Origin of the sequence: Sinorhizobium terangae (assembly GCF_009601505.1) — a bacterium.
Classification (GTDB): domain Bacteria; phylum Pseudomonadota; class Alphaproteobacteria; order Rhizobiales; family Rhizobiaceae; genus Sinorhizobium; species Sinorhizobium terangae.
Genome location: NZ_WITC01000061.1, coordinates 18,996 through 31,309, shown reverse-complemented (window position 1 = coordinate 31,309; position 12,314 = coordinate 18,996). Strand labels below are relative to the sequence as shown.

The 12,314-nt window shown below is 61.8% G+C and carries 8 protein-coding genes; 3 read left to right on the top strand and 5 right to left on the bottom strand.

All coding sequences use genetic code 11. The features are described 5' to 3' along the window. Positions 1-329 precede the first annotated feature (329 nt). Positions 330-1,325: a LysR family transcriptional regulator gene (locus tag GHK62_RS16520; RefSeq protein WP_153440244.1), complete on the bottom strand. Its 996-nt coding sequence runs from the start codon at positions 1,323-1,325 to the stop codon at positions 330-332. Positions 1,326-1,704: 379 nt separating this feature from the next. Further along, positions 1,705-2,346, bottom strand: coding sequence for a hydrolase (locus tag GHK62_RS16515; protein WP_153440243.1), 642 nt, complete (start codon positions 2,344-2,346; stop codon positions 1,705-1,707). Between the two features lie 965 nt (positions 2,347-3,311). On the opposite strand from GHK62_RS16515, the gene GHK62_RS16510 reads away from it, so the two are divergent. Then, the gene (locus GHK62_RS16510; RefSeq protein WP_153440242.1) at positions 3,312-4,226 is read left to right on the top strand and encodes an MBL fold metallo-hydrolase; all 915 of its coding nucleotides are present in this window, start codon (positions 3,312-3,314) and stop codon (positions 4,224-4,226) included. A 284-nt stretch (positions 4,227-4,510) separates the two neighbouring features. On the opposite strand, the gene GHK62_RS16505 is transcribed toward GHK62_RS16510, so the two are convergent. After that, a complete protein-coding gene (locus tag GHK62_RS16505) occupies positions 4,511-5,305 on the bottom strand; it encodes an NAD(P)H-dependent oxidoreductase (protein WP_153440241.1) in 795 nt (264 codons plus the stop codon). 92 nt (positions 5,306-5,397) lie between these two features. Here GHK62_RS16505 and GHK62_RS16500 point away from each other — a divergent pair, with 92 nt between their 5' ends. Further along, positions 5,398-6,369, top strand: coding sequence for a LysR family transcriptional regulator (locus GHK62_RS16500; protein WP_153440240.1), 972 nt, complete (start codon positions 5,398-5,400; stop codon positions 6,367-6,369). 62 nt (positions 6,370-6,431) lie between these two features. Here the strand turns inward: GHK62_RS16500 and GHK62_RS16495 are convergent, their stop codons facing one another. Both GHK62_RS16495 and GHK62_RS16490 read right to left on the bottom strand, forming a co-directional pair. Continuing rightward, on the bottom strand, positions 6,432-9,458 hold the full coding sequence (locus GHK62_RS16495; RefSeq protein ID WP_153440239.1) for a calcium-binding protein: 3,027 nt from the start codon (positions 9,456-9,458) through the stop codon (positions 6,432-6,434). A gap of 363 nt (positions 9,459-9,821) precedes the next feature. Beyond that, a complete protein-coding gene (locus tag GHK62_RS16490) occupies positions 9,822-10,595 on the bottom strand; it encodes a GntR family transcriptional regulator (protein ID WP_153440238.1) in 774 nt (257 codons plus the stop codon). A gap of 325 nt (positions 10,596-10,920) precedes the next feature. Between GHK62_RS16490 and GHK62_RS16485 the strand changes: the two genes are divergently transcribed. Then, entirely contained in the window at positions 10,921-12,306 is a 1,386-nt protein-coding gene (locus tag GHK62_RS16485) for a family 4 glycosyl hydrolase (protein WP_153440237.1), read from the top strand. Positions 12,307-12,314: the final 8 nt, after the last annotated feature.

Genomic DNA, 12,314 nt, shown 5'->3' with positions numbered 1-12,314 from the left:
TGTTCCCCCTCATCGCTGCGGGCATGGCAGGTCGCCGTGCCCGCGTTCGCGCTTACTCCGCCCGATCGTAGGAGAACTGGATGCCGGCGGGGCCTCCGCAGCCTCGTAGATAGCTGCGAAAGCATGACGGATTAATGCACCAGTCCGTCGATCTCCATTTCGCGCCCAAGATCGTCGCCACTCGGGAAGATGGTGGCGGTTTGAGTGTAGGGAATTTTCGATGAGCGAACGAGTGGACTCTTGAGAACTCCGTGTCAGGCTGGCACGAACAGTCGCTCGCACTTGGCATGACGGAATGCTCAACTGTTGCCGCGCAGCCCATCGCGCCTTCATGCATCATAGGGCAGCTTTATGGTGCGAAGCCTTGACAGTGCAGAATTCCGCGCGGCTTCGGAATCATCCTCCCAGGGCAGCGGGGGAACAAAGAACTCGACCAAAAAGTCGATAAAGGTTCGCACCTTCGTCGAGACGTGATGCGTCGGCGGATAGATGGCGGAGATCGTGTAAGGGGGCTGTCGATATCCTCGAAGAATCTGGACAAGGGCACCCTGCCGCAGCGCATCGGCTGCGAGGAACAATGGCAACGAGGCGATTCCCAGACCCGCTATCGCCATATCCCTTAACGCCCCGCCATTATTGATCACGATGCGGCTGCGCATGGAGACGCTGACAGGGGGGCCACCCTTCGCCGCCGCTTCGAACTGCCAAAGACGGTTGGCATGAACATAGGCGTAGTCGATGCACTGGTGATTGGCGAGTTCGGCGACCGTCTTGGGCTGTCCGTGCGCCTTGATGTATTCGGGACTGCAGACGACAACACGCGGGCATTCGCATAATGTTCGGGCGCGCAGGTTGGAGTCGCGCAGATGGCCGATGCGAATGCCAATATCGTAGCCGCCCTGGACGAGGTCGACCAATCGATCTTCATAGTCGACCGCCAGTTCCAGGTCCGGATGTCGTCGCGCGAACTCCGCAATGACCGGCCCCAGGTACATGGCGCCGAACGACATTGGTGTCGTGACGCGCAACTGGCCGCGAAGGGTCTTTATACGCTCGGCTGAAAGGCTTTCTGCGGTCTGGTTGATCTCGTTTATCAGAGGCACCATGCGTTCGTAGAAAGCATCGCCATTCTCGGTCGGTCTGACCTGACGCGTCGAGCGCTGGAAGAGTTCCACGCCCAGCGCCGCCTCCAAGTCGCTTATGCGCTTGCTGATCACGGATTTGGACAGGTTCAGGCGTTCCGCTGCAGCGGTAATGCTTCCCGATTCCATCACGCGGATAAACGTGAGTATGTCATCAAAGCGCCACCTCGTTGTAGCGAACATAGGCTTCTCCCTGAGTCCGTTATGTTTGGGTCCGCCTGCGGCTCGCGCCCGCGCTGAGGAATTCCAACTCCGGTAGCGGCCTTCGAGCGCTGCTCCACCCAGAAACATTACGCGCGAATGGCGGGTCGCGCGAACAGTAATGAGGTCGGCGGGGCTCGTGAAGTGACAGCGATGATGGTGTGGTGAGGACAACTGCGCCGGTCGCGAGTTGCAGGAGAGGCGCTGGCGGATCAAATGCCAAGCCAGGGAGCTCCGCGAGAGGCGAGAACGTGTGGCGAACGCTTCAAGCGCGACCGCTGCCACCAGCAGAATGAGGAGGATTTCGAAGCGTAAATGATCTGGCCAGCGTCGTCGCGTGACGACGCTGACCAGTATACGACTATTCGGAGCGATCGTAGGAGAACTGGATACCCGCGGTGCCACCGGTCTCGATGAAGAGGTTCATGAAGGCGGGCACGGTCTCACTTCGCTTCCAGTCGCGCTGGAGCTCGCAGAAGAGCTGTACGGTGGAAATGAGCTTTGCGCCCGCCTGTTCGATGCGCCGCAGCGCCGCCTCATGCGCCGCGACCGAGGTGCCACCGACGGCGTCAACGGGGACATAGACCTCATAACCTTCGGCGAGAGCGTCGATCGCTGGGAAGGTAAGGCAGGCTTCGGTCCAGAGCGCCGTCATGACGAGCTTCTTGCGGCCGGTATCCTCGACCGCTTTGCGGAATTCGACATCCTCCCAGCTGTTGATGCTGGTGCGGTCATAGGTCGGGTAATCGGCGAGCGCCTTTCGGATATGCGGTACAGGCGGCTTGTTGAGGCCGGTCTTTACGTTGACCGTCGAATGGACAATCGGCAGGCCATAGGCGACGGCCGCCTTCGAGCAGCCGACGATATTGTTGAGCAGCAGCTGCCGGTCCATCGAGGCGATCGAGTTCACCTGAACCGGCTGATAGTCGATGATGATAAACGCAGCATTCTGCGGGGTGAGGAGGCGGTCCTTGGAAGGATCGCGGATTGGTTCGCTAGCCATGTCTTCTCCCTTCGATCTGTTGTGATCTGCATAGCCCTTGCCCATGTGTTGAGATCATTTGTGGAGGAGCTTGTTAAAGCAATCGGGCCTTTGAACTCTTAGCAAATCTGCCAGGTCCCAATGAGGCAGCCATTGCGAAACCGGTGTTTCCTTTAGGCGAACAATCAACCGACGACGGTGTCGGAGAATCCTGTCGACCCAGGCGAGGTCTTCTCGTTCGCGCTCTATGGTGCCCCGAAAAAACGGGCTCCGACGTCCCGAGGAGGCTGAGAGTCGGAGCCCGGCGAGCGCCGCGCTCGTTTGTGAAGCAGCTGCGAGGGGGCTGGAGCCAAAAGGAGACCGACTGCTCACACCAGAGACTTATAGTCCGGAAAGAGAATTTGTGATGCGGCGGAGTCACAAACACGGAGTTCGGCAAGACAGAACGATTTGGCTGCGCGACGGAACGCGCTCGTCAAGAAGCGGAGCCCGAACTTTGGGGGCGGGAAAGTCGGTCACGATTTGCAGCGCGACACGCTTCAGGAACAATTCGCCGCACTCCAGCGCGCGATATCCTTGCGGCGCTGCAGTTCTGAGTTCGGCGGCGGACGCCGACCACGAGGCGCGGCCGCGGCGGGCGGTCGACGCCGTTGAATGGCAGCCCGTCCTGACATCTTTCCTGCTCGAAAGAGCGCCTCGAGACTGTCGCGGATATTGAGTGCGCCGAGCGGGCTCGAGTCAACGCTGAGCGCGGGCACCGTTCGGCGGGCGAGAGCGTCTGCTCTTCATGCCAGCCTCTTCACCGGCATATCTTCGCTGCGGTCCACGCAGGCTACCCATCCTTAGGTGTAGCTCGATCGCCAACCTGGCTCATCATAGAGTCCGCGACGTGGCTCGTGACCGACACGTCTCGATCACGCAGAACACGAGCGCATCATGTCGCAGGCAGAAGCAAATCCCCCAGGATTGGTGAGCAGGAGACGAACATGAGCTTGGACAACACTTCACACCCAGGTAAACCGGCCCTGGACGAGTTGGTTCCGTCGCGCTACGCGGTGCCGGTCGGCGAGATTGACGTGCTGGTGATCAGCGATGGAGTGCTAACCCCGCCAGCCGAGTCAATGGCCACCAACGCCGACCCGGCCATCCGGGCGGCCTGGCTGGATGACATGTTCCTGTCGCACGACGCCTTCGATTGGGCACTGAACGCGGTCGTGGTGCGCAGCGGCGGCCAGACGATACTCATCGACAGTGGCCTAGGGGAGGAGTACCCGGACTTCCCGCGGGCCGGGCAGTTTGTCCATCGATTGGAGGCCGCTGGCGTTGATCTTGCGTCCGTGACCGACGTGGTGCTGACCCACATGCACTTTGACCACGTCGGCGGGCTGCTCGTCGACGGCGTGAAGGAGCGGCTGCGCCCGGATCTGCGGGTCCATGTGTCCGCCGCAGAGACCAAGTTCTGGGAGTCCCCCGATTTCTCCCGCACCGCCATGCCGCCGGCGCTTGCGGATCTGGCCCGGCGAGCGTCCTTGCAATTCCTGGACGAGTACCGCAACCATCTGCGGACGTTCAAGGAGGAGGCCGAGGTGGCACCGGGCGTGGTCGTCACTCGCACCGGCGGCCACACGCCTGGGCACAGCGTTGTCCGCATGAAGTCTGGCGGTAGCCGGCTGATGTTCGCCGGCGACGCCCTGTTTCCGGTTTCTTTCGACCACCCCGAGTGGCACAACGGTTTCGAACACGACCCCGAGGAGGCAACCCGTGTTAGGCTCCGCCTTATGCGGGAGCTGGCGGAGACCGGCTCGTCACTGGTGTCCACGCACATACCGTTCCCGTCCGTCGGCCATGTCGCGGCCGCCGGCAACCTCTTTCGTTGGGTACCGGCCTGGTGGGACTACTGACCGCTTGTTGGGTTAGGGCCGAACGAGACGGCCGCATGCGTTTGAACAACTGGTCGATCGCTGCTTCGTACGACACTGGCCGTATCGGTGTCGTACGAGTTGCTTGCGGCAGCAAATGACACCTCGCGTCATTTCGCAGCGACGCAATGATTGGATCGCTCCAAGCGAAGCGAACGTTCAGCGAGGCGCGCTTACAGAACCAAATCTATGAATACGCGACAGAGAGCGCCGCGCGTTCGAATGAACGCACAAGGGACGATCTAACACTTCGATTCCGCAGGATCTCATCTGCTATCCGTGCCGTTCAAGTGAAGAGCGAAGCCGTTCGCGCCCGGATCGCCCAGACCAGGTCGAAGCTGAAGGCTCGGGATCACATAGTCTCCGCCATTCTGCTGCCGGTAGGGAATGGGTGGTGTGGAGCCGAGTGTGCGCATCCTCTCGCGCAGGCGCTCGGCGACGGCATGGAAACCGGCCTCATCGAGACGATCGACTCGATAGGCGACGAACGGCGGAAGCACGTCGTACCCCGGATAAAAGAGGACCCCGTGATTGATCGGGAACAGGATGTCGTCGATCGGACCGTTGATCCCGCGGGCGGAGTAATGCTCCTCCCAGCCGCCGGTGGTCACGAGCAACATCGCGCGTTTGCCCGCGAAGGTTCCTTCGCCGAAGCGGCTGCCCCAATATCTGTCGCTGTGCTCGCCGACACCATAGGCGAAGCCGTAGGCGTAGACCCGGTCCACCCAGCCCTTGAGGATTGCAGGCATGCTGTACCACCACAGCGGGAACTGCAGGATCAGGACGTCGGCCCACAGGAGCTTCTCGTGTTCGGCCTTTACGTCTTCGGTCAGGGCGTCGGCCGCGAAAGCTTCTCCCGAGGCCCTCGCCACCTTCAAACGCGCGTCAGGGGCAAGCGATCGAAAATCGGCGTGATCGACCTCGGATTTCCAGCGGTCGGCATAAAGGTCCGACACGCGGACCTCGTGGCCCTGGGCCTCCAGCTCCTTGACGGCGATATCGCGGAGGGCGGCGTTGAGCGAACGCGGCTCGGGATGGGCGAAGACGAGCAGAACTTTCATGACGTAGGCCTTCCATAGCAAAATCGATGCTTAGGTAGCCAACGCGGCGGTGATCCGGTAGATGTAGGTAATGGATATGATTTTGCCGAATAATGGATAAGTCTGACGTCACGCTGGAACGCATGCGCACCTTCGTCCGGGTGGCCGAACGCGGGAGCCTGTCGGCTGTTGCGCGAGAGCTCGGAGTGGGTCAGTCGACGGTTACGCGGCATCTCAGAGAACTCGAGGAGGCCGTCGGCGTGCCTTTGCTCAGCAGGACCACGCGGCGCGTCACCATGACCGATGAGGGCAGCCGCTATTACGCCAGCAGCGTTCACGTACTTCGCCTCGTTGAGCAGGCCGTCGACGAGGCACGCGGCACCCGTGGCGCGCCAGCCGGCACGGTCCGCCTATCCTGCACGGCCGCCTTCGGCGTGATGCATGTCAGTCGGCTGATTTTCGCTTTCCAGGATCGTTATCCCGATGTCGGGGTCGACCTCAGCCTCACCGACGAGCGGATCGACCTCGTGCGCGAGGGGGTCGATATCGCGCTTCGCCTGGGTCCGCTCGCCGACAGCTCCATCAAACTTAGAGCGGTCGGCCAGTCCCGGCGACTGCTGGTGGCAGCGCCGGGCTATCTGGCGGTGCGGGGTATACCGGCTGTCCCGCAGGATCTCTCAGGCCATGAGGGTATCCGGATGTCGAATGTGGCGGGAAGCGACATCCTCACCTTGCAGGGGCAGAGCGGAGAGCCCTATTCCGTGCCCTTCGGGGGACGGTTTCGGGTCGATCACGGGCTTGCAGCCCGCGAAGCTCTTGTCGCCGGCCGCGGCATTGCGCCAGCGCATCAATGGCTGGTCGACGATCTCCTGGCGACCGGAAGGTTGACCGCGATCTTGCCCGACTATTCGCTTCCGGCCGTTCCGCTGAGCATGCTGATCGTTCCGGAGCGCGCCGGCGTTGCGCGGGTGCGGCTGCTGGTCGACTTTCTCAGCGAGCAAATCGGGCTCATCCCGGGGATCGAAAAACCGGGGGCCAAGCCGCAGCTCCGGAAAACCAGCATCGACACGGCGCAAATAGTCTAGCTCGGACGCAGTAAAAGGCCCGCCCCGCTTTCGCGGGACGGGCGCATCCTGGAACGCTCTTCTTAGAGGAAGGAGAAGTCGCTCGTGGAAAGTGCCTTGACGTTCTGCAGGATCGCGACCAGCTCCAGATCCGCCGTTGCGGCATTGCCGTCGGCATCGTACCAGAGGCGGCCATTGTCGGTCTCGAACAGGAACGTGCCCTTGCTGCTTGTCGCGACCGGGTCCGTGCCGGTGGCAAGCGTCACCGTCGTATCGCTGGCGGCGATGCCGAAGGCGGCGCGATCGATGACGAGCTTGTCCTGGCCGCGGACAAAGTCGGTGATGACATCGCCTTCACCGTCACGTCCCTCGCGGTCGAAGACGAACCGGTCGTTGCCGGTACCGCCCGTCAACCAATCGTCTCCTGCGCCGCCGATCAGGATGTCGTTGCCGTCACGGCCATCAAGGATATCGTCGGCGCCCTTGCCATAGAACGTGTTGGCGGTCGCATCACCGCGAATATCGTCATCGGCTGCGCTGCCGATGATGGTTTCGAAATTCTTGACGGTGAGGCCGAGCGCCAGCCCCTTGTTCTTGGCCTGGGTCGTCAGGTCGAGCACGACCGACGTCGCCCCCTCCGCGAAGCTCAGCGTATCGATACCGACGCCGCCATCGAAGAGGTCCTTGCCGGAATGAACGGTGCGGGTGAGAACGTCATTCCCGGCGTCGCCGAAGAGCTGGTCGTCACCGGCGCCGTCACGCAGCGTGTCGTTGCCGTTGCCGCCCCTGAGGACATCGTTGCCGGACATGCCGTCGAGGATGTCGTTGAGGGTACCGCCCGTAACCGTGTCCTTGCCCTTGCTGCCGACATAGTCGAGCGCTTCGAAGGCGTTGAAGGATGTCGCCGTATCGACGTTGACCGTGCCGGTCGAGAAGTTGAAGGTGATATCCTTCGTCTGCTCGGAGACGTTCAGCCTGATCACGTCCGTGCCCGTGCCACCGTCGGAACGGTCGCCGATGCCGGCATAGACCTTGTCATTGCCATCCTCGGCGTAGATCACATCCCTGCCGCCGGTGGTGGTCGCGGTATCACCGTAGATGGTGTCGTTGCCCGTTCCGGCACGGATCGTATCGTTGCCCGCATCGCCGGACAGGAGATCGTTGCCCGCCCCGGCGCTGAGACTGTCGTGACCGGCGCCGCCGCGCAGATCGTCATTGAGGCTTCCACCGGCGAAGATGTCGTTGCCCGTTCCGCCGACGAGCGCGACGCGTTCGACGTTTTTCACCGTGACGGGCGCGTTCGTGGCCGTCACCGAGGCAGCAAGCTTGAAGGTGATGCCCTGGGTGTACTTGCTGAAGTTGATGGAGGCGAAATCGGTGCCCGTGCCGCCGTCAACGACCAGCGTGCCGGTCGAGGCGGTGCGCGTGAAGCTGTCGTCGCCTGTTCCGAGATTGACCGTGTTGTAGCTGGCCGCTCCCGTCGCGCTGTCGCCGACATTGACCACGTCATTGCCGTCGCCGGCAGTGATCGAGTTCTTGCCACCGAAGTCGCGGATGACATCGTTGCCGGCGCCGGAGTTGAGCGTGTCGCTTCCCTCTCCGCCGTCGAGCGTGTCGTTGCCGTTGGTGCCGATCAGCGTATCGTTACCGCCGTAACCATAGAAGGCAACGCTCAGTGCGGAACCGACGGACTTCACCACGTCATTGCCGGAGCCGAATTCGACGCGATAACGCTCGAAGTTGTTGAGGCTTGTTCCGTCCGATAGCGTTGCGTTGGCCCCGGTCGCGGAAAAGGTCTGTGCGGTTGTCAGCGAGCGGCGGTCGACCGCAACGGAGTCGGTGCCGGTGCCGCCGTCGCCCTTGTCTGCGCCACCGTCGCCCAGGGTCACGGCGTCGTTGCCGATGCCGCCATTGACGGTGTCACGACCAATTCCGGCAAGCAGCGTGTCATTGCCGGCACCGCCGTCGACGTAGTCGTCACCGGCTGCGGCGTCGACATAATCATTGCCACTGCCGGTCACGACCTTGTTGACCGTCGAACCGGTCGCGTAGATCGAGTAGTGCTCGATGCCCGTGAACGTCGTGCCGCCGGCAAGCGTATTGACTTCGGTGGCTGCCTTCGCCGTAAAGTTTCCGGAGAAGTTGCGGACGACCAGTCGATCGCTGCCGCTCACGTCGGTGATCGTGTCTTTGCCTTGGCCGTAGGTGTAGTTGAGAGTGTCGTCGCCAGTGCCGCCCTCAAGCCTGTCGTCACCGATGCCGCCATCGAGCGAGTCATTACCGGCGTCGCCTGCCAGGCTATCGATACCCGCACCACCGGAAACGACATCGCCGTCGTTGCCGCCGGAAAGCTGGTCGTTGCCGGCATCCCCCGCGAGGGAATCCGCGCCGTCGCCACCGTAGACCTTGTCGTCGCCGTCACCGCCACTCAGATAGTCGCTGCCGGCGTCACCGTACAGGGTGTCATTGCCGGCGTCGCCGTTCACAAAGTCAAGGCCGTAGCCGCCGATGAGCGTATCGTTACCGTCTCCGCCCTGGAGTATGTCATGGCCGCGCCCGCCCGAAAGTCGGTCATGGCCCAATCCCCCCGTCAACATGTCGGAATAGTTGCCGCCGGTAACGACGTCATCGAAGGCCGTTCCGGTGATGCTGAACGACTCGACATTTGTCGTCTGGATGCCTCCGGTCAGTGTTTGCGGTGCGATCCAATCCTTGATCGCGATATTGAGCTTTGCCCCATGATCCGAATAATCAAGCATGACCATGTCGGTGCCGGAGCCGCCGTCGACCACATCACCGGAGACGTCGCTGAGCTCAAAGGCGGTGATCATATCCCGGCCGCTGCCGCCGTTGAGCTTGTCCTGTCCGGCTCCGCCGCTCAGCGTGTCGCTTCCGCTGTTGCCGTTCAGCGTGTCATTGCCGTCGCCGCCCATGAGGCTGTCATTCTGGAACGAGCCGCTGACAGTGTCGTTGCCCTCGTCGGCGTTCACCGTATCACTGCCCATGCCGCCATCGACGATGTCGTCGCCGGCAAGCGCCATGATGAAATCGCCTTCAAGATCGCTGCCGGTCAAAATGTCCTTGCCGACAGTTCCGAAAATATTCGCCATATGTGTTTCCTTGTTTCTGTGCATCGGGACATGCGTCGCTGTTCGCAGAGGCGGCTGCCTCGGCGTGGTGATGGATGGTTTTTTTGGAAGAGCGCCCATGGCGGGCGGTCGCTCATCGTCGCGAGCGACACGGCGTCGAATAGACTAGATGCGGCGCCGTTTCATGGAGTGTCTCCCCAGTCGAACCCCTCGCAAGTCACGCGGTATTGCGTGACCTGAAGAACGTTCCCTGCCGTTCTCGCTGCCATATATTGACGAGTCCGAGAGGGTTTTGTGTTTCCGCGGGAACAGACCAAACGGGTAGATTCCCGGATCGATACGCAGATCTATGGTTGCAGGGAAAGGCGCCCGGATGAGGACGAATCACAGCCGTCTGTGGGACTGGGTCAACGACAGCGGATAGCGGGCCGGATGGTAGGCAGCGGCGCTCACATTGACCGTGCGGTTGTGCGTGTCATAGGCGATTTGGTCCAGCGTCAGGACCGCAGCAGGAACATCGAGCTGGAGGAACGACGCCTCCGTATCGGTGGCGAGCCTGGCACTCACGGTCGATTGGCCGCGCGACGGAATGATGCCGTAGCGGTTCTCGAACTCCGCATAGAGCGATCGGTTCTCGACCGTCCAGTCGATGTCGAGAATGCCCGGCGCGAGCGAGGCGGAGAACCAGTCCCGCTGGATGACCACCGGTACGTCATCGAGGAGGCGCAATCTTTCAAGGAAAACGACGTCCGCGCCGGTCGGCAGGGATAGCGGCCGCGCGACTTCGGCGTCGGCACGGATGACCTTGCCGGCGAGAAGGCGCATACCGGGCTTGCGATTGTTGGCGTAGGCCGTCTGGGTGAAGCTTCGCACGACCTCGAGTTCATAGATCGGCTTCGGTTCGGTGACATAGATGCCCTTGCCGGGCCGCGTCTGCAGATAGCCGATGTTCTCGAGATCCTTCACGGCCTGGCGCACCGTAATGCGGCTGACGCCATAGGCCGCGACAAGCTCCCGCTCTGACGGAAGCTTGTCATTGACCGCAAGTTCCCGTCTTTCGATCATGCCTTTGAGCAGGTTTCGCAGCTGCACGTAGAGCGCATCCGGGTGGTTGCGGTCGATGGAATTCTCGTCCGGAAGATTTGCGTGTCGTGCCATCAGTCGTTCGTTTCAGCGGCCAGTTGCCGGATGCCCTTCTGCATTGCACCTGGCAAGATTGAAGACAAGAGCCCGCCCCATTTTCCGCCCCCAGCTAAAGCGCGTCGCATTCAATCGGCGCGATGCGACGCGCTTTAGGTCTTTGGTTTCATGCATGTCGTCGCCCGAAACCGGTGTGCACTTTCTGGGGACATACACTTGGCTCGGCCCCCCGCACATCGGTTTCGCTCCGCCGTGTGGACCGTGAGAAAAGCGTCTGCAGATCGAATTGACATAACTGGTTATATCCAGTAGCGATATCACAATCGGAACGGCGGAGTAAAGAATGAAACTGACCTTGATTGGCGGCGGCGGAGTCCGGGCACCCCTGTTTGTCGGATCTGCCCTGCGGCGCGCGGAAAGAAGCGGTCTGAGCGAGATCTGCCTGCAGGATATCAATGAGCAGAAGCTCGATCTTTTCGGCCGGATCAGCCAGGAACTGGCGCGGCGCATGCAGTCCCCGGTCAGGATCACGATGTCAGTCGATGCCGAGCGGGCGCTGGAAGGGGCAAGCTACGTCGTGACCACGGTCCGGCCCGGCAACGAAGAAGGGCGGATCAAGGACGAACGCATCGCGCTCGCCCATGGCGTGCTGGGTCAGGAGACCACCGGTCCGGGCGGCTTTGCGATGGCGCTTCGCAGCATTCCCGTCATCCTCAAATACGCGGAAATCCTGAAGAAGGTCAGCCCCGACGCCTGGCTGTTCAACTTCACCAACCCGGCCGGCCTGGTTGCGCAAGCGCTGCAGAACGAAGGCTATCACCGCACAGTCGGCATCTGCGATGGCGCGAATGGCGCCCAGGAAGCCTTGGCGCGCTGGTACAAGGTGCCGCAGAATGATGTGCATGCCGAGGTCTATGGTCTCAACCACCTCTCCTTTACCAGGAGTGCAAAGATCGACGGCAAGGAAGTGCTTCAGCCGCTGCTTGACGACGACGCCTTCATCCGCGCGACGTCGCAGCGCATGTTCGACAGCAAGCTGATCCGCCACCAGCGCAACTGGATCAATGAATATCTCTATTACTACTACTATGCGGAAAGGGCCGTCGAAGCGCTCAAGTCTGACGAGCGCACCCGCGGCGAAGAGGTGAAGGACCTGAACGCGGCGTTGATCGCCAAGCTCGCCACGATCGATCTCGATGCCGATGCCGAGGGAGCATTGGCCGCCTACTATGCCTATGAGCGGCGGCGCAACGCGACCTACATGCATTACGCGCTGGCGGATGCGCCAAGCATGGAAGAGGCGGACAAGTTTGTCGAAAGCGTCGCGGCCGGCGAGACCGGGGAAGAAGGGGAAGGGTATGCCGGGGTCGCGCTCAACCTTGTCGATGCGCTGCAGACCGGAAAGCCTTGCTACACGGGTCTCAACGTCCGCAATGAAGGTGCAATCGACGGTCTACGTCCAGACGATGTCGTGGAGGTGGGCTGCGTGGTCGACAAGAGCGGCATCAGGCCGCTCAAGATGGGCGCCATGCCCGAAGCCCAGGCGCAGCTCGTCCAGAACGTCAAGCGCTACGAGCGGCTGGCCGTCCGCGCGATCAAGGAGCGGAGCCGCGAACTCGCCGTCGAGGCGCTGATGGCGCATCCGCTCGTGCTCTCCTATTCGCGTGCCGTGACGTTGGTCGACGAATATCTGGCGGCGCACGCACAATATGCAGGTGACTGGTCGTGAGTGAGGCA